We start from the raw sequence: 18,311 nt of genomic DNA, 5'->3' as shown, positions 1-18,311 counted from the left end.
CTCTCCTGGTTGCCTCAATCACGTTCCCAAATACGAATTTGCCAGCGAAACGCCCGCTTGTCACCGTTGGAGCAACGTGCGTCCGCTTGGACGCACGTCGCTCCAACGGTTTAGAACCTGCATCGTGCTTTCCGAAAATCGGAACCGATTTTCGAGCCGATGCGCTAAGAAGTCGTTTACGCGTTCCCACAGCAGCGCTGGCGAATGCCGGAGAACTTGCTTACGATCAAGTAATTATTGTGGCGGGGGCAGAATATTCATGGAAGACGTTGATGTCGTGGTGATTGGCGCCGGCTCGGCGGGACTTTCCGCCGCCAAGACCCTCCGCGAAGCCGGCCTTTCCTTCAAGCTGATCGAAGCGATGAACCGCATCGGCGGCCGCGCCTGGACCAGCGATCAGCATTTCGACGTTCCTTTCGACATCGGCTGCGCCTGGCTGCACGCGGCCGATCGCAATCCCTACTTTCCCGAGGCGCAAGCCGCCCGCTGGACGCTCCACCATCACGACATGAATGTCGACCATCTCTATTATCGCAACCGAAAGGCGAGCGAGGACGAAGAGGCCGCGATGAAGGTGGCTGATATCAGGCTGTTCGAAATGCTGGCCGCGCATGAGGTGAAGGACGGCGACGACGACCGTCTTTCGGCGTTGCTTGCCAGGGGCCATGCACCGCGCGCCGCCGCCACCTTCGCCGGGCCGATGGATTTCGGCGCCGACGAGGACGAGATATCGATCCGCGATTTTCAGGCCGCCGCCGATCTCGATCCGAACTATTTCACCAAGGAGGGATTTGGGGCGTTGGTCGCCCGTTTCGGTGCCGACGTGCCAGTCGAGCTGTCGACACCGGTGCGGAAAATCCTCTGGGACGGGCCTGGCGTCGCCTGCGTAACCGATCGTGGCACCATTCGCGCCAAGGCAGCCATCGTCACCGCCTCGCCGGCGGTTCTCGCCTTCGAGGAGATCGAATTCTCGCCGGTGCTGCCCGACGCGCATTTCTCGGCCTTCTTCGACCTGCCGATGGGCATGCTGACCAAGCTGCCGGTCGAAATCAGAGGCACGAGGCTCGGGCTTGAGCCGTTCGACGATCTGCTGATCGAGCGGCTGGCCAGGCACGACATCTACTTCCTTTGCTTTCCCTTCGATCTAGACCTGATGGTCGGTTTCGTCGGCGGCGATTTCGCTTGGGAGATGTCGGCGGCGGGCGAGGCGGCGGGCATCGACTTCGTCGCCGACCGCCTGTGCAGCATCTTCGGCGGCGACATTCGAAAACATGTCGGACGCGCCATGATGACCAATTGGGGCGGCGAGCGGTTCGTGCGCGGCGCCTATGCGGCGGCCCGCCCCGGCCGTTCGGAGGCGCGCGCCGCGCTGATGCAGCCGGTGGCGGAAAAGATCTTCTTCGCCGGGGAGCATCTGGCCGGTCCGCTGATGCAGACCTGCGGCGGCGCCAGGCTGTCGGGCGAGGCGGTGGCGAGAACCGTCGCCGCCCAGCTTGCGGCAAAATAGCATCGGCGGGAACGCTGATTGCTCACAGGCGTTTGGACGATGTGCCGCTCCGCACCATATCCGGGCCTGATGATTTGAGACTGACATGAAGCTTTTCGATTGCCCGCATTGCGGCCACCGCCTCTATTTCGAGAACGCCCAGTGCCTGAACTGTGCCAGCTCCGTGCTCTACGATCCCCGGCATGGGCGCTTCGCGTTATCCGGCGCCGACGGCGTTTTCCAATGCACCAACGCCGACGAGTGCGCCTGCAACTGGATGGCGGAACCGGGTCATGCCTTCTGCCGCGCCTGCATGCTGAACCAGTTGATCCCGGACCTTTCGGTCGATGGCAACCGCCGCCGCTGGATCCGCGTCGAAGCGGCAAAGAAGCGGGCCATCTATTCGCTGCTCGCCGCTGGATTGCCGGTCGTACGCAAACAGAACGCCGGTGACGAGGCCGGCCTCGCCTTCGACTTCCTCGCCGATCCGATCGGCGGCGGCCCAGGCGGCGAGCGTATCCTGACCGGCCATGACAACGGCCTGATCACACTCAATGTCGCCGAGGCGGACTCGGCAGAGCGCGAAAAGCGGCGCGTCGAGATGGGCGAGAACTACCGCACTTTGCTCGGCCATTTCCGCCACGAGCTCGGACACTACTATTGGGACCGCCTGATCCGCGACGACCCGCAAAGGCTTGTCGCTTTCCGCGCATTGTTCGGCGACGAGCGCGCCGATTACGAGCAGGCGCTCAAGATCTACCATGCCAATGGGGCACGACCCGACTGGCAGCAGGGCCACATTTCGGCCTATGCCACGTCCCATCCCTGGGAGGACTGGGCCGAGACATGGGCGCACCATCTGCACATCACCGACACGCTGGAGATGGTCCATGCGCTGAATTTCCCGCTCGGCCGACTGGAAACCGTGGAGGCCAACGACCTGCCGCGCAGCGACACCGGCGGCGAGCTGCAGCCGGCGCCGTCGGAAACTGTCGCCGTTCCGGAGCCGTTCGAAAGGATCCTCGCCCGCTGGCTGGTGCTGTCGGAAGCCTCCAACTCGATCAACCGCTGCATGGGCCTGCCCGACCTCTATCCTTTCGTCATCTCGGAGGTGACCGCGCAAAAGCTGGCTTTCGTCCACGAACTCCTGAACGGCGTAGCGAAAGAAACTGGAATAAAACGTGAGCCGGCCGAGGCATTTTAGCCGGAACGCATGATGCCTTGTTTCGTTTTCGTTCGCGAGGGATTACGAAAACGGAGCGAAATCATGAACCGCATACTGCTTCCTGCCGTCGCTGGAGCGTTAGTCGCCATGTCGGGTGCAGCCTTGGCCGAAACCGCCGTCTCGGCCGTCGCCGATCTCAACGTGCGCGCCGGTCCCGGCCCGCAATACCCGGTCATCGGCGTGCTCGCCGCCGGCCAGTCGGCAACGCTCGAGGGCTGCATCGAAAACAGCAAATGGTGCACCATAGCCGAGGCCAATGGCCAGGGCTGGATCTATTCCGACTACGTGACGGCCGATTTCGGCGGCAACGAAGTTGTCCTGACCCGGCGCCCGGCCGACGCCGACATTTCCATCGTTGAAGCGCCCGCCGACAGCGAGTATTCCGACACCTATACCGGAACGATCGTTTCCGCCGAGCCGATCGAGCCCATCAGGCGTCCGCCGGCAGAAGTCCGCACCTACATCGACACGAACCGGCTCGACCCGGTCTATCTCGAGGGCGAAGTGGTTCCCGGCGCGATCTTGCCCGATACCGTCGAGCTGCGGGAGATTCCGGACTACGACTACCGCTATGTCTATGTGAACGACCAACCGGCGCTGGTCGATCCGGGCACCCGACGTATCATGTACGTCGAGCGCTGACACCGCCAACCGACAGGGCGACCGCCGGGCGCCACCGGCGGTCTGTCATAACCTGAGTGGTCCGCCATCGTTGCTCGGACAGGGGAGATTGCGCGGAAGATGCCGATCACATAGACCATCCATACCGAAGCACCAGCCTGTGAACCCGCGTGACGATCGATTCAGATGCCTTCGAGCGTTACCGGCGCTCTCCCAACGCCAAGACGACCTTGCCGCGCCTGTTGCTCGGAGCGACGATCGTCACCCTGTTCTGGGTCGCGACGACCATGGTCGTGCTGATCGGCGGCTCCCATCTTTTCGCGCTTTGGCAGGCATCATCGGGTACGGTGCAGGATTTCATGGCGTCGCCCGCCGGGATTCTTGCCGCGCTCGCCTCCTTTGCCGGCATCTGGATCGGCCTGTGGGCTGCCATGCGCTGGGTCCATCGCGAGTCGCTGATGGCGCTGATCGGCACCAGCCGCCGGGTTTCGCGCTCGGGATTCCTTAGGGGACTGGCTGCGGTGCTGCTTACATCGCTGCTCTCCGAGGTCTTGCTCTATTTCTTGCAACCCGACATTGCCCGCGGTGCGATCAGCCTGTCGTCCTGGCTGCTGTTTCTTATCCCGATCCTTGTGCTGACCCTGCTGCAGACCTCGTCCGAGGAAGTGCTGTTTCGCGGCTATCTCTTGAGGGGCCTGGCCAATCGGTTTCAAAATCCCCTCATCTGGGCGCTGCTGCCAGGGCTTCTGTTCACTTCGATGCATTGGACCCCCGGCTCGACGGCTGCCATCAACGCCTGCGTGCTGGCCTCGATCGCCGCCTTTGCGCTGCTGCTGACGCTTGTGGTCTACGCCACGGGCAATCTGGGTGCTGCCTTCGGCGTCCATCTCGGAAACAACCTGACCGGTTTCCTGCTGATTTCGCATCAGCAAAGCTATAATTCGTTCGCCCTGTTTAACGCCAAGCCGCTCGAAGGCCCCGGCTGGACGACGCTTGACGCCGTTCTCATCGCGGCGATCGGCATCGTCTGCAGCTTGTTGACGATCCTGCTGCTGCTTCATCCGCGCTCGCCGCTGAAGGTCGAGCCGGATACTTCGCACCCCAACGGATCGAGCTTGCCGGCCGATTGAGCCGTGTTTCAGCGACCGTATTCCACCCGCACCTTGACTTCACGGCCGATTTCCTGTCTACACGCCGCGAATTCCGCGACGAGTATTCCTCCGAGCAAGCCGACCAGGACGCCGAAGCCTCTTTGAGGTGACGTGCTGTAAATCGATCCTGGAGGCCAACATCCGGCAGCGCTGTGCGCCCCCGGGTGCTTTTTGGCTTTGGCTCTTGCTTGGACACTGGGCGCGGACGCATTACCTCTCGGGCACCATCCGGGTGCCAGGGAAAAGGAAAAAGAATGTTTGAATCGCTACAGGAACGTCTTGGCTCGATCCTGAATGGCCTGACCGGCCGCGGCGCTCTGTCCGAGGCCGATGTCTCGGCGGCGCTGCGCGAGGTGCGGCGTGCGCTGCTAGAGGCAGACGTGGCGCTGGAAGTGGTGCGTTCCTTCACCGACAAGGTGCGCGAGAAGGCCGTTGGCGCCGCCGTGCTGAAGTCGATCAAGCCCGGCCAGATGGTCGTCAAGATCGTCCATGACGAACTGGTCGAGATGCTGGGCGCCGAGGGCGTCGCCGTCGACCTCAATGCACCGGCCCCGGTGGTCGTCATGATGGTCGGCCTGCAGGGCTCGGGCAAGACGACGACATCCGCCAAGATCGCCAAGCGCCTCACCGAGCGTCAGAACAAGAAGGTCTTGATGGCCTCGCTCGACACGCGGCGTCCCGCCGCGCAGGAGCAGCTCCGGCAACTCGGCGAGCAGGTCAAGGTCGCCACGCTGCCAATCGTCGCCGGCCAGACGCCGGTCGACATCGCCCGCCGTGCCGTGCAGGCGGCAAAGCTCGGCGGCCATGACGTTGTCATCCTCGACACCGCTGGCCGCACTCACATCGACGAGCCGCTAATGGTCGAAATGGCCGACATCAAGAAGGTGTCGTCGCCACACGAAATCCTTTTGGTCGCCGATTCGCTGACCGGCCAGGACGCCGTCAACCTGGCGAAAAGCTTCGATGAGCGCGTTGGCATCACGGGCCTGGTGCTGACCCGCATGGATGGCGACGGCCGTGGCGGTGCGGCACTCTCCATGCGCGCCGTCACCGGCAAACCGATCAAGCTGATCGGTACGGGCGAGAAGATGGACGGGCTGGAGGAATTCCATCCCAAGCGCATCGCCGACCGCATCCTCGGCATGGGCGACATCATCAGCCTCGTCGAAAAAGCCGCCGAAAACATCGACGCCGAACAGGCGGCGGCGATGGCCAAGAAGATGCAGTCGGGCAAGTTCGACCTCAACGACCTTGCCGGCCAGCTCCAGCAGATGTCGAAGATGGGCGGCATGGGCGGCATCATGGGCATGATGCCGGGCATGGGCAAGATGAAGGACCAGATGGCCGCCGCCGGTCTCGACGACCAGATGTTCGGTCGCCAGCTCGCCATCATCTCGTCGATGACCAAGGCCGAGCGCGCCAACCCCGATATTCTGAAGCACTCGCGCAAGAAACGTATCGCCGCCGGCTCCGGCACCGATGCGGCCGAGATCAACAAGCTCCTGAAGATGCATCGCGGCATGGCTGACATGATGAAGGCGATGGGCGGCAAGGGCAAAGGCGGTGGCCTGATGCGCGGCATGATGGGCGGCCTGGCCCAGAAGATGGGGCTGGGCGGCATGATGCCCGGCATGGGCGGTCCGGGCGGCATGATGGGCGGCGGCATGCCGGACCTGTCCAAGATGGACCCCAAGCAGCTCGAAGCCTTGCAGAAGCAGGCGCAGGCCGCCGGTCTCGGCGCCATGAAGGGCCTTCCCGGTGGCCTACCCGGAGGTGGCGGCCTGCCTGGGCTGCCCGGCGGCATGAAGCTTCCTGGTTTGCCGGGATCTGGCGGTAGTTTGCCCGGACTCGGCAAGAAGAAGTGAGGGCGCGATGAACGAAGAAAAGGACATGGCCGACGCCTATGCGGCGCTGGTCGACTACCGCGCCTCGATCGACAATATCGACGCAGCGCTCATCCATATGCTGGCCGAACGTTTCCGCTGCACCAAGGCGGTCGGCGTGCTGAAGGCGACGCATGGCCTGCCGCCGGCGGATCCGGCGCGCGAGCAGCAGCAGATCGCCCGCCTTCGCCAACTGGCGAGGGATGCGCATCTCGACCCGGATTTCGCGGAGAAATTCCTGAATTTCGTCGTCCGTGAAGTGATCCGGCATCACGAGCAGATCGCCGCATCCAACGGCGCAACGAAAACCGGCTGAGGACCGGTGCATGTCGCCCAAAAGTGCGGAGCGGTTTTGGGACAACGACATGCACAAAGACAACAGCCATAACCCCGATCAACGAAAATCAGAGCTTTTAGGAGAAAAGAAATGCCATTGAAAATCCGACTGGCCCGTGCGGGCTCGAAGAAGCGTCCCTATTACCACGTCGTGGTCGCCGACGCCCGTTCGCCGCGCGACGGCCGTTTCATCGAGTCGCTCGGCTCGTGGAACCCGCTGCTGCCCAAGGACGGTGAGCGCGTCAAGGTCGACGCCGACCGCGTCAAGCATTGGCTCTCGCACGGCGCCCAGCCGACCGACCGCGTGCTGCGCTTCCTCGACGAGGCCGGCATCGCCAAGCGCGAGGCTCGCTCCAACCCGAAGAAGGCCGAGCCCGGCAAGAAGGCGCAGGAGCGTGCCGCTCTTCTGAAGAAGGCGCAGGAAGATGCAGCCGCCGCTGTTGCGGCCGCAGCAGCCGCGCCGGCCGAGGCGGAAGCCGCGACCGCCGAATAATTCGGCTCTCTTGTTTGATTGGATCACCCACGCGAAACGGCGGGCGCCCTTGCCCGCCGTTTCGCAGTTCCGTCCGGCCTATGACGCGGCCCGATCAGTAACCTTGCGGGCAGCGGGCGACGTAGACGCGCCCATAGCGATCGCGATAGCGGCACTGGCCGCTTTCGCTGGCACGGCCGATCAGCGCGCCAGCCACGGCGCCGACAGCGCCGCCAATGACAGCGCCTTCCACCGGATCGCCCGCCACGGCAGCGCCGACCGCCGCGCCGCCCAGGCCTCCGACCGCCGCGCCCTTTTCCGTCTGCGAGCAAGCACCGAGCGGCACCAACAGGGCCATCAAAAGCATCGTCTTTCTCATTTGTCGTTCCTCCCGACCGGGAAACGCCTCCTACCCGCTGCGTCGATAACGCGCGGATGCGGAATTTGATCCGTTTTGAGGAATAATGGCGGCCGTCAACCATTTTCCGCTTGCACGGATCGCCTATCGGATGAAGGGGATCAGCGCGCGCACCCTGGGATCGCGCAGGAAAAGGCCACCCCACAGAATGACGCCGAGATAGACGCCGAACAGTGTGTGCGAGAACAGCGGACTGCCGAGGCGCGCATGGGTCGCGATGGCACCACCGAGATAGAAGGTGAGCAGGATGGCGCCGAGCGCCGAGGTGCGCGGCACAGCATAGAGCGCGGTCGAAACCACGCCGATGATACCGAGCATGCGTGAGACGTTGGGATCGGCCGGCCAGCCGAGCTGCACCATGGTCTGGGTGACGATATCGAACGGCGGCAACTTGATGACGCCGTCGAAGATCATGAACAGCACGATGAGGGCGCTCAGCCCGCGGCCTGCCCACAGCGCGCCCGGCGTCACGGATGCTTGAGAAATGGTCATTGGTGTTGCCTCCGGTTGTTTCGAGCACTGGCTCTCTTCGCCAGGACCTGAAACAAGGACGCGGCGCCTGAAGGCGATCCGACACGCCTGCATTTTTTTGGATGCACGGTGCTGCGGTGAGTGTCGCACAGCGGCACATCCTGGTGGATATCGCCGAAAAGTGCGACGCGCCTTAAGAAAAATAGAACTTTTCGGCAGGAATCATTTTGGGCGGCGCCTCGCCGAGCGCCTCGAACACCGAGATTTCGCAGACGCGGCACAGGCCGTCGAGGGCGAGATCGTTGGCCTCGGTGCCGAACGGGTCCTCGAGTTCTTCCGAAAGCGCGTCGAGGCCGAAGAAGGTGTAGGCGATCAGCGCCGTGAACAGCGGCGTCGCCCAGCCGGCGGTCGAGGCGAGTCCAAACGGCAGCAGCAGGCAGAAGATGTAGGCAGTGCGCTGCAGGAGCAGCGTGTAGGCGAACGGAAGCGGTGTTCCCATGATGCGCTCGCAACCGGCTTGCGCCGCGGCGATTTCCGACAGGCGCTCATCGAGGATGCGGTAGCCCATGACATCGATCGCGCCGGCCTTGTACAGCGCTGCGGCTCGCTCGCCCATCCGTCGCACCATGGCGTCGGGTGGGTTGGCTAGCTTGACGGCACTTTCGGCTTCGTCGCCGATGAACGCGCGTGCGTCCGATGTTGCGTCCACCCGCCTGAGCAGACCGCGCAAGAAGTGGCAGAAGGCGATCGCCTCCATCAACAGGCCGCGCAATTCGACCCGGTTTTCGATCAGACCGGTGCTGGCGCGCGCCAGATTGCGGATGTCGAAGACAAGCTGGCCCCATAGCTTGCGCGCCTCCCACCAGCGGTCATAGGCGGCATTGTTGCGGAAGCCGAGATAGATCGACAGCGCCACACCGAGCAAGGCGAACGGCGCGGGGCCGGCATTGCCGAAGTCGAGCTTCAGCGCCCTGACCGCCAGCACCACCAGTGCGCCATAGACGCCGAAGCCGAAGATCTGCGGCAGGATGCGCGGCACCACCGAGCCGCGCATGATGAAGAACAGATGCAAGAATCCCGGGCGCGGGCGAACGATCATCGAAACCCCTTTTCACGGACCGGCAATGATCCTGATCGGTTCCGTTGTGCGATGCAATACACACACAAGCTCAGCTGCCAGCGACATGGCGATGTCGTCTTGCCGTCCTGGGGCAGGGCGCGCTATCGACAAATCCGCAAGACGTTCGGGGAGCAAGCAATGGCCGGCGAGACCGATCTGAAGAAACTTCTGGCAATGATGAGGCCGGAAATGCGTCCCGGTGTCCATGTCTTCGTCACGCTGCCGCCCGACGCGCCAGTGCCTGCCTCTCTCGATCCGGTGATGCTGTTTCGCGAGCGCGAAGGCACGACGCTCATCGCGCTTGAAGAGGAAGTCAGGGCCGCTGGTCTGGAAACCGTCTTCCGCTGCCGCATGGTGACGCTGAACATCCATTCGTCGCTGGAAGCGGTGGGCTTCCTCGCCGCCATCACCACGCGTCTGGCCGCCGCCGGCATGGGCGTCAATCCGGTCTCGGCCTTTTATCACGACCATCTGTTCGTCCCCGCCGACCGGGCGGAGGAGGCGATGGATATGCTGCGGAAACTCGCGGCGGAGAGCACAGGCTGAAGGTCAGCGCCTTCGGACATAAAAAACGTCCGGCAGGCCCTCCTCATTGTTCACGCCGCTGCGGAGAGCCTCCACGCGAAAGCCATGGCGCTCATAGAAGCGCCGGGCGCCGGTGTTGGACTGAAAACAGTACAGTTTCACGACCGGCAAACCGACGGTCGCCTCCATCAGCAGCCGGCTGCCGATGCCTCGGCCGGTCCAGCCAGGGCCGAGATAGAGCTGTTCCACCCACTCGCCGCTGACGGCGATGAAGCCGGCAATGGTCCCGCCAGCCTCGGCGACCGTAACATGGTGCCGCAGTAACACCACACCGTTGATGAAAGCCAGGTCCTCAGGCGGCGTGTGCATGACCGGCACCCAGTCGAGCGATGCAAGCGCCGCCCGCATGATCTTCGCAATGGCGCCTGCATCCGAACTCATGGCCGGACGCAGCACGACTTTGGCGGCAATGCTCATACTCTAAGCCCGCGACTGCGGGCCGCCGGTCGTCCGGCGCCCCCGCAGAGGGCTAGCCGCGACAGCGGCGGTGCGGCCCGTGAGCGAACAGTAAGCTGAGCGAAAACTAAGCCGCCTTCTTCTTCGGCTGGATCAGCCCGCGCTCGATCAGCAGTTCCGCGATCTGGATGGCGTTGAGCGCCGCGCCCTTGCGCAGATTGTCCGAGACGATCCACATCGACAGGCCGTTGTCGATGGTCGAATCCTCGCGGATGCGCGAGATGAAGGTGGCGTCCTCGCCGGCCGATTCCAGCGGCGTGATGTAGCCGCCGTCCTCGCGCTTGTCGAGCACCTGGCAGCCCGGCGCTTCGCGCAGGATCTCGCGCGCTTCATCGGCGGTGATCGGCTTTTCGAACTCGATATTGACCGCTTCCGAATGGCCGATGAACACAGGCACGCGCACGCAGGTCGCCGTCAGCTTGATCTTGGGGTCGAGCATCTTCTTAGTCTCGGCCACCATCTTCCACTCTTCCTTGGTGAAGCCGTCGTCGAGGAAGACGTCGATATGCGGGATGACGTTGAAGGCGATGCGCTTGGTGAACTTCTTAACGTCGACCTGGTCGGCGACGAACACGGCCCGCGTCTGCGTGAACAGCTCGTCCATGCCTTCCTTGCCGGCGCCGGACACCGACTGGTAGGTGGCGACGACGACACGCTTGATGGTGGCGAAGTCGTGCAGCGGCTTCAGCGCCACGACCAGCTGCGCCGTCGAGCAGTTCGGATTGGCGATGATGTTCTTGCGCGTGAACAGCGAAATCGCGTCCGGATTCACCTCCGGCACGATCAGCGGCACGTCCTGGTCGTAGCGGAAGGCCGAGGAATTATCGATGACGACGCAGCCTTGCTTGCCGATCTTCGGCGACCACTCCTTCGAGACATTGCCGCCGGCCGACATTATGCAGATGTCGGTGTCGGAAAAATCATATTGGTCGAGCGCCCTGACCTTCAGTGTGCGGTCGCCGAACGACACTTCCGTGCCCTGGCTGCGCCGCGAGGCCAGCGCCACCACCTCGCTCACCGGAAAGCCGCGCTCTTCCAATATGTTAAGCATTTCCCGGCCCACATTGCCCGTGGCGCCGATGATCGCAACCTTGTAACTCATCGAAAAATCTCCTCTTCCCTCTCCGCTCGTTTTGGAGAACCCGCCGGCCGGTGCGGGTCTCGCCCCGGGCCGGACCCGAGGAGAGGGCGAGCAGGCCAAGGGAGATCAGACCATTTTAGTGGTCGTTTTGGCCGTGATTTTGGTCGAACGCAGGAATGCGCGCTTCGCCCGCCCGGGAACCATGCTGCCATGGCCGGGGAAGTCGAATGCATAAAGCGCCATTGGAAGGCCGCGCATCGAAGCTGTCCTGTTCGGTGCCGGCTTTTACGCGCTTTGCGTGAAGAGTCAATCGTGGCGAAGCTTCCTCGCGCACCCTGTACAACGACGGCCGCACGAAGTACGAACGGCCCAACATTGTTTGGCCCGGCGCTGTACGGCCCTGGCGCGTGCTCCAAGACGAGCGCGGACTGCGAATTCCGAAAGAGTAATATGTCCAACTTCGAACGTATCGTTCCTGCGCTGGCAAAGGCGCTGGAAAAACGCGGCTATGTCGATCTGACGCCGGTGCAGAAGGCGGTTCTGGCCCCCGAGCTCGGCCAAGCCGATGCGCTGGTTTCTGCCCAGACCGGTTCCGGCAAGACCGTCGCCTTCGGCCTTGCCATGGCGCCGACCCTTCTTGACGGCTCCGAGCGCTTTTCTCACGCCGCGGCACCCCTGGCGCTGGCCGTGGCGCCGACGCGGGAACTTGCCCTGCAGGTGACGCGTGAGCTGGAATGGCTCTACGAGCTGACCGGCGCCACGGTAGCGTCCTGCGTCGGCGGCATGGACATGCGCACCGAGCGGCGCGCGCTGGAACGCGGCGCCCATATCGTCGTCGGCACGCCCGGCCGGCTGCGCGACCACATCACCCGCAATTCGCTCGACATGTCTGAATTGAAGGCAGTGGTACTCGACGAAGCCGACGAGATGCTCGATCTCGGCTTTCGCGAGGATCTGGAATTCATCCTCGACGCCGCCCCCGCCGAACGCCGCACGCTGATGTTTTCCGCCACCGTGCCGCGCTCCATCGCCACGCTGGCCAAAGGCTACCAGCGCGATGCGGTGCGCATCTCGGCCTCCGGCGAGGAGAAGCAGCATCTCGACATCCAATACCGGGCGCTGAGCGTAGCCCAGGCCGACCGGGAAAACGCCATCATCAACGTGCTGCGCTATTACGAGGCCAAGAACGCACTGGTGTTCTGCAACACGCGCGCCGCCGTCAATCACCTGACCGCGCGCTTCAACAACCGCAACTTTTCCGTCGTGGCGCTGTCCGGCGAGCTCAGCCAGAATGAACGCAGCCACGCGCTGCAGGCGATGCGCGACGGCCGCGCAAAAGTCTGCATCGCCACTGACGTGGCGGCGCGCGGCATCGACCTGCCCAACCTCGAACTGGTGATCCATGCCGACCTGCCGACCAATCCGGAGACACTGCTGCACCGGAGCGGTCGGACCGGACGCGCAGGACGCAAAGGCGTCAGCGCGTTGATCGTGCCCAACAATGCCGGCAGGCGCACCGAACGGCTGCTGCAAAGTGCTGGTCTTTCGGCGACATGGGCAAGCCCGCCTTCGGCCGACGACGTCCTGCGGCGCGACGACGAGCGTATTCTCGCCGACCCGGTCTTCAGCGAACCGGTAACGGACGATGAGCGCGGCTTCGTAAGCACGCTTCTCGATCAACGTGGCGCCGAACTGGTGGCGGCCGCCTTCGTGCGTCTCTGCCGCTCTAGCCGCTCGGCGCCCGAGGATCTTCTCGAGGCCGCTCCGTTCACGCCCTCAGGCGACAGGCCCTCTGGCGATAGATCCATCCGTCGCGACGAGGCGCCAGGCCGCCGCGACGATTTCGGCGACAGCGTCTGGTTCTCGCTATCAGTCGGACGCCGGCAGAATGCCGAGCCGCGCTGGCTGATCCCGATGCTGTGCCGGACAGGCGGTATCACCAAGCGCGAGATCGGCGCCATCAAGATGCAGCCGGAGGAAACCTTCGTGCAGATCGCGGCGGACTGGGCCGACCGCTTCCTTGCCGCGATCGGGCCGGACCGCAAGCTACAGAACAACATCGCGGTGAAGCGGCTGGACGGCACCCCCGACCTGTCGCGGGCCGGCTATCAGGAAGCGCGGTCCGACAAGAAGCCGCACCGTGGCAAGCGGACGTTCGACCAGAACGCGCCCAAGCCGAAATTCGAAAAGCGCCCTCCGTCAGCCGATCAGCGTTCTGAGGCAAAACCCTGGGCCGGGAAGGCAGGCAAACCGAAATTCGACAAGGCCGGCCCCGCCAAGAACAAGAAGTCGAAGAAACGGCCTTCGTAGAATCTGGACGAGGGCTGTCACCGCAGCCTTGAGATCAAGGCGCTCGACTTTCGGAGCGGCGGCGCGCCGCGCTGGCCTGCAGGCCGGCCTTGATAGCGGCCCAGCTCGCCGAAGCCGGCGTCGGCCGATGTTGCTTCGCGATGCGGTCCACCAGCGAGGAACGCCACGCCTCATCTTCCGCCATCCTGCGGATGGCGGCGTACCAACCTGCCTGATCATTGGAATCGATCGCCGGCATCAGACCTCCGGTCGCTTCGATCAGGGATGGCGTTGTCGAGATGATGACCGGAATGCCGAAATCGAGACATTCCGAGGCTCCGTATCCCCATCCCTCGATATGCGACGGGAAGAGGCCGAAGGAAGCGCTGCGATAGTATTGGACGAGCTCCTCATCGCTGACCAGCCCGGTGAACGTGATCGACTGGAGCAGACCCGGATGAGCCTTGAAATAAGCGAGCAACGGCTCGATCATCCAGCCCCAGCGCCCGGCGCAGACAAGTTTCGGCAGCTTGACGCCTTCTTCGAGTGCCTGCTGCCAGATCCGCGCCAGCAGGATATGGTTCTTGCGCACTTCAATAGTCGAGCAATAGAGCACGAACGGCTCGCCAGCCTCGATGCGAGAGGTCGTGCCCATACGGGAAGCGGTCTCGTGCAGGATGGAGGGCATCGGAAACCGATACACCACCGGCGGGGCGATGCCGGCCTTACGCATATGATCGGTGAGCGTGGCACCAACTGCGTCGGAGGCGCAAAACGCTGGCGCGCGCAAGCGCACGAACTGCTCGAGATAGGACCCGTAGCGGCCCTCGCCGGTGTTCGCGCCGAGGAGATCAGGACGCAATACCGGGATAAGATCGTGGCAGAGGAAGGCGAGATCACCCGCGACTCCCGAGACCGCGGACCGGTCTTTCTGCGTGAGGATGCGCTGGCTGATCAGCACAAGGCTCCGTTCAGCCTCAGCGGCTTGGCTCGGAACAGACTGGCGCAAGCCCAACCAAGCCCGTACCCGCTGGGACAGACGATAGGCGCGGATCAGCAGCCTGACCGCATGAAAATTGAACCCGCCTCTGCCGTTGGTCACCGTCCTGGCAAGGTGGCTGTCGGCGTCGCGCTTGCCCCACGGGTGTTGCCTCACCGCCTCGAAAGCCTGAGCCAGCGCCATGCTTCTTCCCGGCCATCGTTTGGCGCGATGAGGTGGAACTTGATCGATCGCCACATGCTCCTGTTCAAACGGAGCAAGCGGTCGAAAGCGGCCGGACCTGAACGCCACCACCTCCACGCAAGGATCGGTATCCGCCAACGCCGCGTTGATGAGAAAGCTCTCTACCCGCGGAACGCCTGCCAGACCCCTGCCGGGTGGCCAGTACGCAAGACCGGTGGCGTCGATGGCCAGTATCGGGGAGGCCAGTGTCGAGGAGGCCAGTGTCTGGGGCCTTGTGACTTCGCCATCGTTGGTCCTTGCATCAGATCGCTCGATTGTCATTGTCTGCGTTTGGCGAACGTGGTTGCTCCTTATGCCTTATCCTTCATTTGCTGCGAAGACGGTAGCCGCGTTGCTCGGTCTTGCCCACGGGTTCGCCCCTGTGCCACACCTTGGCCGGGACGTGGCGAGAGGGGTGGGACATGCGCGGCGAAGTGCTTCACTACGACGAGGACCAGGGCTTCGGTTTCATCACCGGGGCCGACGGCAACCGCTATACGTTCGCGCGCGAAAATCTGCGCCGGGAAGCATCGATAACCAAGGGCGCGACCGTCGAGTTCCAGCCGGCTGGCGGACGGGCACGCGACGTTTTTCCGATCCGCGCCCAAACCGCCAGTCCACCCGTCGCCCCATCCCAAGCCAGCAATGCGACCGGAGCACGTCAGCCGCAACATTTCGGTCGGTCCGCTGAAAGTGGTCCCGTCGCGGCTACCGACCTGTGGAGCTACTTCTGGCAGGGCCTGACTGAAAATTACTTCAATTTCGCCGGCCGTGCCCGCCGCAAGGAATATTGGGGCTATTGCTTGTTCTGGACGATCGCGCTGATCGTGGTCGTCGGCATCGGCCTCTTCGTCGACGACGCCATGGGCAATCTTGACGAATTTCCGGCAGTGGCGGTCGGTCTTTGCGGCGTGTTTGTGCTGGCGACAATCCCGCCATGGATCGGATTGAACGTGCGTCGCCTGCACGACATCGGTTTGACCGGCTGGCTTTTTCTGGTGGTGTTCATCCCGACAATCGGCTGGCTGATTATCCTGGTCTTCGCGCTGATCCCGACGCAGGCCCGTGAAAATCAGTGGGGCCCGGTGCCGGCGGGCATCAGTCATTTATCTTAAAGCGTGTTCCTGCCATTACATGCAACTTTGAATAGTATCAGCGAACACAATTAGGGGAAGGCAATGCGCGGCACAGTGTTTCACTACGACGAGGATCAGGACTTCGGTTACATCAACGGAGCGGACGGCAAGCGCTATTATCTTCGCGCGTGAGGACCTAAGCCAGCACGTGGCGCCGATCCGGGGGCACGCCCGTCGAATTCCGGCCGGATGATGGAACGGCGCACGACATTGTCGCTGCGGCCTCACCGGCCGGCGGCACGACGGCGTCGGGAGCCGGTCAGCCGCGGCACTTTGGCCGTCTCGCCGAGGCCGGGCCTGTCGGACCCACGGGGTTGTGGAGCTATTTCTGGCGCTCCCTGCGAGAGAACCATGTCAACTTTGCCGGCCGCGCGCGCCGCAAGGAATTCTGGGGCTGTTACCTTTACTGGACTATCGCATTGATGGTGACTTTCGGTTTAGCCTTGATCATCGACACTGCGCTCGGCACTTTCAGTGGCAACCTGAATATCTCGGCGCTAGGTCACATTCTTCCCGTCGTATTCATGCTGGTAACGATCATTCCGTCTTTTGCGCTCATTGTGCGGCGCCTGCGCGACGTCGGGCTGACCGGCTGGCTTGCCCCGCTCTGCTACGTTCCGGCTTTCGGCGGCCTGGCGTTGCTGGCCTCCGGTTTGATCCCATCCGAAACGGGCCAAAACCAATGGGGCGCGATGCCGGCCGGCGTCAGGATTTAGCGATCGCCTTCAGCGCCTCGCCGGACAGCCTGAGAAAGACCTTCTGGTCGTGACGCCCGGCGCCGAGCCGGGCGTAGAAACGTAGCGCGCCTTCGTTCCAGTCCTCCGTGGTCAGGTCGATGCGGCCGATACCTTGGCTGAGGCAATGGCCGGCGAGAAAGCCAATCAGCGCCCGGCCGACGCCTGCATCGCGGGCGCTGTCGCGCACGAACAGATCTTTCAAAAACAGCAGCCGCTCGAGATCGATGCCAGGGTGCGCGATGGCCACCGAGGCCAGGCCCGACACCGCGTCCCCGACGAAGGCAAGCGCGAAATGCGGATGGGCCGGGCTTTCCTCGCCAAGCCATTTGCTCGCCGCAGACAGTGCCCGGTCATGATCAAGGGGCGGCTGCCGGTAATGCACCGCCAACTCGCACAGCATGACGGCAAGTGCCGCCGCATCGCCGGTCGTCGCCCAGCGGACGTCGACCGCCATGGGTTTAGCCCAGGAACTTGGCGATGATCGCGTCGCCCATCTGGACCGTGCCGACCTCGGTCATCCCTTCGGACATGATGTCCTTGGACCGCAGCCCATCGTCGAGCACGGCGGCGATCGCGCCTTCGAGCCAGTCGGCCTCGGCCACCATGCCGAAGGAATAGCGCAGGCACATGGCGAAAGAAGCGATCATGGCGATCGGGTTGGCGATGCCTTTGCCTGATATGTCGGGCGCCGAGCCATGCACCGGCTCGTAGAGCGCCTTGCGCTTCTTGGTCTTCACATCCGGCGCACCGAGCGAGGCCGAAGGCAGCATGCCGATCGAGCCGGTCAGCATGGCGGCGATGTCTGAGAGCATGTCGCCGAACAGATTGTCGGTGACGATGACGTCGAACTGCTTGGGCCAGCGCACCAGCTGCATGCCGCCGGCATCGGCAAGCATATGGTCGAGCTTGACGTCGGAATAGCGCGCCTTGTGGGTCTGGCTGACAACCTCGTTCCACAACACGCCCGACTTCATCACGTTGCGCTTTTCCATCGAGGTGACATGGTTCTTGCGGGTCCGGGCCAGCTCGAAAGCAACACCGGAAATGCGCTCGATCTCGAACGTATCGTAGACCTGCGTGTCGATGCCGCGCTTCTGGCCATTGCCGAGATCGATGATCTGCTTCGGCTCGCCGAAATAGACGCCGCCGGTGAGCTCGCGCACGATCAGAATGTCGAGCCCCTCGACCACCTCCTGCTTCAGCGAGGAGGATGCCGCCAGCGCCGGATAGCAGATCGCCGGCCTGAGATTGGCGAACAGCTCCATGTCCTTGCGCAGCCGCAGCAGCCCGGCTTCCGGGCGCACCTCGTAAGGCACCTTGTCCCATTTCGGCCCGCCGACGGCACCGAACAGCACCGCATCGGCGGCCATCGCCTTTTCCATGTCGGCATCGGAGATCGCCGCGCCATGCGCGTCATAGGCGCAGCCGCCGACCAGGCCCTCGTCGGTGACAAAGCCGCTGCCGAGCTTGTCGTTCATGGCGGATATCAGCTTCTTCACTTCGGCCATCGCCTCGGGGCCAATGCCGTCGCCGGCAAGCAGGAGAAGATTTTTCGAAGCCATGGAGAACCGTCCCAATATTGTTTGGAGAAACCGCGGCCTTGCTAAACGCCAAGCGCCCGG

At 63.5% G+C, this 18,311-nt stretch carries 20 protein-coding genes; 11 read left to right on the top strand and 9 right to left on the bottom strand.

The window, feature by feature from the left end; all coding sequences use genetic code 11:
- Positions 1-259: 259 nt before the first annotated feature.
- The 7 genes from AC0NID_RS06555 (at position 260) to rpsP (ending at position 7,195) form a co-directional block, all read left to right on the top strand.
- Positions 260-1,507 carry a flavin monoamine oxidase family protein gene (locus AC0NID_RS06555; RefSeq protein WP_473451983.1) on the top strand — a complete coding sequence of 416 codons (1,248 nt, stop codon included), beginning with the start codon at positions 260-262 and terminating at the stop codon, positions 1,505-1,507.
- Positions 1,508-1,592: 85 nt separating this feature from the next.
- Complete coding sequence (locus AC0NID_RS06550; protein ID WP_473451981.1) at positions 1,593-2,690, top strand: zinc-binding metallopeptidase family protein; 1,098 nt, start codon at positions 1,593-1,595, stop codon at positions 2,688-2,690.
- A gap of 63 nt (positions 2,691-2,753) precedes the next feature.
- Positions 2,754-3,353, top strand: coding sequence for a DUF1236 domain-containing protein (locus tag AC0NID_RS06545; RefSeq protein ID WP_473451979.1), 600 nt, complete (start codon positions 2,754-2,756; stop codon positions 3,351-3,353).
- A gap of 149 nt (positions 3,354-3,502) precedes the next feature.
- Entirely contained in the window at positions 3,503-4,462 is a 960-nt protein-coding gene (locus AC0NID_RS06540) for a lysostaphin resistance A-like protein (protein WP_473451977.1), read from the top strand.
- A 275-nt stretch (positions 4,463-4,737) separates the two neighbouring features.
- Positions 4,738-6,348, top strand: coding sequence for a signal recognition particle protein (gene ffh / locus AC0NID_RS06535; RefSeq protein WP_473451976.1), 1,611 nt, complete (start codon positions 4,738-4,740; stop codon positions 6,346-6,348).
- Positions 6,349-6,355: 7 nt separating this feature from the next.
- Positions 6,356-6,682, top strand: coding sequence for a chorismate mutase (locus AC0NID_RS06530; RefSeq protein WP_145719753.1), 327 nt, complete (start codon positions 6,356-6,358; stop codon positions 6,680-6,682).
- Between the two features lie 111 nt (positions 6,683-6,793).
- Positions 6,794-7,195, top strand: coding sequence for a 30S ribosomal protein S16 (rpsP, locus tag AC0NID_RS06525; protein ID WP_126036094.1), 402 nt, complete (start codon positions 6,794-6,796; stop codon positions 7,193-7,195).
- A gap of 94 nt (positions 7,196-7,289) precedes the next feature.
- Here the strand turns inward: rpsP and AC0NID_RS06520 are convergent, their stop codons facing one another.
- The 3 genes from AC0NID_RS06520 to AC0NID_RS06510 form a co-directional block, all read right to left on the bottom strand.
- Positions 7,290-7,553: a YMGG-like glycine zipper-containing protein gene (locus AC0NID_RS06520; protein WP_126036096.1), complete on the bottom strand. Its 264-nt coding sequence runs from the start codon at positions 7,551-7,553 to the stop codon at positions 7,290-7,292.
- Between the two features lie 123 nt (positions 7,554-7,676).
- On the bottom strand, positions 7,677-8,084 hold the full coding sequence (locus AC0NID_RS06515; RefSeq protein WP_473451973.1) for a DoxX family protein: 408 nt from the start codon (positions 8,082-8,084) through the stop codon (positions 7,677-7,679).
- Between the two features lie 172 nt (positions 8,085-8,256).
- Positions 8,257-9,162 carry a bestrophin family protein gene (locus AC0NID_RS06510; protein ID WP_473451971.1) on the bottom strand — a complete coding sequence of 302 codons (906 nt, stop codon included), beginning with the start codon at positions 9,160-9,162 and terminating at the stop codon, positions 8,257-8,259.
- A gap of 159 nt (positions 9,163-9,321) precedes the next feature.
- On the opposite strand from AC0NID_RS06510, the gene AC0NID_RS06505 reads away from it, so the two are divergent.
- A complete protein-coding gene (locus AC0NID_RS06505; protein WP_473451969.1) occupies positions 9,322-9,729 on the top strand; it encodes an ACT domain-containing protein in 408 nt (135 codons plus the stop codon).
- 3 nt (positions 9,730-9,732) lie between these two features.
- Here the strand turns inward: AC0NID_RS06505 and AC0NID_RS06500 are convergent, their stop codons facing one another.
- From AC0NID_RS06500 to AC0NID_RS06490, 3 genes are all read right to left on the bottom strand, one after another.
- Positions 9,733-10,185: a GNAT family N-acetyltransferase gene (locus AC0NID_RS06500; protein WP_473451967.1), complete on the bottom strand. Its 453-nt coding sequence runs from the start codon at positions 10,183-10,185 to the stop codon at positions 9,733-9,735.
- Between the two features lie 106 nt (positions 10,186-10,291).
- Positions 10,292-11,326 (bottom strand): aspartate-semialdehyde dehydrogenase, encoded by a 1,035-nt coding sequence (locus AC0NID_RS06495; protein WP_473451965.1) that lies wholly within the window; start codon positions 11,324-11,326, stop codon positions 10,292-10,294.
- Between the two features lie 105 nt (positions 11,327-11,431).
- Positions 11,432-11,563, bottom strand: a complete 132-nt coding sequence (locus AC0NID_RS06490) for a hypothetical protein (RefSeq protein WP_276316434.1) — start codon at positions 11,561-11,563, stop codon at positions 11,432-11,434.
- Between the two features lie 192 nt (positions 11,564-11,755).
- Here AC0NID_RS06490 and AC0NID_RS06485 point away from each other — a divergent pair, with 192 nt between their 5' ends.
- The gene (locus tag AC0NID_RS06485; protein ID WP_473451963.1) at positions 11,756-13,615 is read left to right on the top strand and encodes a DEAD/DEAH box helicase; all 1,860 of its coding nucleotides are present in this window, start codon (positions 11,756-11,758) and stop codon (positions 13,613-13,615) included.
- A gap of 34 nt (positions 13,616-13,649) precedes the next feature.
- Here AC0NID_RS06485 and AC0NID_RS06480 read toward each other — a convergent pair whose 3' ends face one another.
- Positions 13,650-14,777, bottom strand: coding sequence for a glycosyltransferase (locus AC0NID_RS06480; RefSeq protein ID WP_473451961.1), 1,128 nt, complete (start codon positions 14,775-14,777; stop codon positions 13,650-13,652).
- Between the two features lie 461 nt (positions 14,778-15,238).
- Here AC0NID_RS06480 and AC0NID_RS06475 point away from each other — a divergent pair, with 461 nt between their 5' ends.
- The gene (locus tag AC0NID_RS06475) at positions 15,239-15,931 is read left to right on the top strand and encodes a DUF805 domain-containing protein (protein WP_473451959.1); all 693 of its coding nucleotides are present in this window, start codon (positions 15,239-15,241) and stop codon (positions 15,929-15,931) included.
- Between the two features lie 335 nt (positions 15,932-16,266).
- Positions 16,267-16,668 (top strand): DUF805 domain-containing protein, encoded by a 402-nt coding sequence (locus AC0NID_RS06470; protein ID WP_473451957.1) that lies wholly within the window; start codon positions 16,267-16,269, stop codon positions 16,666-16,668.
- On the opposite strand, the gene AC0NID_RS06465 is transcribed toward AC0NID_RS06470, so the two are convergent.
- Together AC0NID_RS06465 and leuB are read right to left on the bottom strand one after the other, a co-directional pair.
- Entirely contained in the window at positions 16,658-17,143 is a 486-nt protein-coding gene (locus AC0NID_RS06465; RefSeq protein ID WP_473451955.1) for a GNAT family N-acetyltransferase, read from the bottom strand. The two genes, AC0NID_RS06470 and AC0NID_RS06465, sit on opposite strands and share 11 nt — an antisense overlap.
- A gap of 4 nt (positions 17,144-17,147) precedes the next feature.
- Complete coding sequence (leuB, locus tag AC0NID_RS06460) at positions 17,148-18,251, bottom strand: 3-isopropylmalate dehydrogenase (RefSeq protein ID WP_473451953.1); 1,104 nt, start codon at positions 18,249-18,251, stop codon at positions 17,148-17,150.
- Between the last annotated feature and the right edge of the window lie 60 nt (positions 18,252-18,311).

The organism is Mesorhizobium sp. WSM4821, assembly GCF_055901555.1.
The sequence above is the reverse complement of the archived record's forward strand: the minus strand, read 5'-3'. Positions and strand labels throughout refer to the sequence as shown.

Excerpts from the sequence above, each read along its gene's own strand:
- AC0NID_RS06555 (WP_473451983.1), top strand. The coding sequence starts at position 260 with ATGGAAGACGTTGATGTCGTGGTGATTGGCGCCGGCTCGGCGGGACTT.
- AC0NID_RS06550 (WP_473451981.1), top strand. The coding sequence starts at position 1,593 with ATGAAGCTTTTCGATTGCCCGCATTGCGGCCACCGCCTCTATTTCGAG.
- AC0NID_RS06545 (WP_473451979.1), top strand. The coding sequence starts at position 2,754 with ATGAACCGCATACTGCTTCCTGCCGTCGCTGGAGCGTTAGTCGCCATG.
- ffh (WP_473451976.1), top strand. The coding sequence starts at position 4,738 with ATGTTTGAATCGCTACAGGAACGTCTTGGCTCGATCCTGAATGGCCTG.
- AC0NID_RS06530 (WP_145719753.1), top strand. The coding sequence starts at position 6,356 with ATGAACGAAGAAAAGGACATGGCCGACGCCTATGCGGCGCTGGTCGAC.
- rpsP (WP_126036094.1), top strand. The coding sequence starts at position 6,794 with ATGCCATTGAAAATCCGACTGGCCCGTGCGGGCTCGAAGAAGCGTCCC.
- AC0NID_RS06520 (WP_126036096.1), bottom strand. The coding sequence starts at position 7,553 with ATGAGAAAGACGATGCTTTTGATGGCCCTGTTGGTGCCGCTCGGTGCT.
- AC0NID_RS06515 (WP_473451973.1), bottom strand. The coding sequence starts at position 8,084 with ATGACCATTTCTCAAGCATCCGTGACGCCGGGCGCGCTGTGGGCAGGC.
- AC0NID_RS06510 (WP_473451971.1), bottom strand. The coding sequence starts at position 9,162 with ATGATCGTTCGCCCGCGCCCGGGATTCTTGCATCTGTTCTTCATCATG.
- AC0NID_RS06505 (WP_473451969.1), top strand. The coding sequence starts at position 9,322 with ATGGCCGGCGAGACCGATCTGAAGAAACTTCTGGCAATGATGAGGCCG.
- AC0NID_RS06500 (WP_473451967.1), bottom strand. The coding sequence starts at position 10,185 with ATGAGCATTGCCGCCAAAGTCGTGCTGCGTCCGGCCATGAGTTCGGAT.
- AC0NID_RS06495 (WP_473451965.1), bottom strand. The coding sequence starts at position 11,326 with ATGAGTTACAAGGTTGCGATCATCGGCGCCACGGGCAATGTGGGCCGG.
- AC0NID_RS06490 (WP_276316434.1), bottom strand. The coding sequence starts at position 11,563 with ATGCGCGGCCTTCCAATGGCGCTTTATGCATTCGACTTCCCCGGCCAT.
- AC0NID_RS06485 (WP_473451963.1), top strand. The coding sequence starts at position 11,756 with ATGTCCAACTTCGAACGTATCGTTCCTGCGCTGGCAAAGGCGCTGGAA.
- AC0NID_RS06480 (WP_473451961.1), bottom strand. The coding sequence starts at position 14,777 with ATGGCGCTGGCTCAGGCTTTCGAGGCGGTGAGGCAACACCCGTGGGGC.
- AC0NID_RS06475 (WP_473451959.1), top strand. The coding sequence starts at position 15,239 with ATGCGCGGCGAAGTGCTTCACTACGACGAGGACCAGGGCTTCGGTTTC.
- AC0NID_RS06465 (WP_473451955.1), bottom strand. The coding sequence starts at position 17,143 with ATGGCGGTCGACGTCCGCTGGGCGACGACCGGCGATGCGGCGGCACTT.
- leuB (WP_473451953.1), bottom strand. The coding sequence starts at position 18,251 with ATGGCTTCGAAAAATCTTCTCCTGCTTGCCGGCGACGGCATTGGCCCC.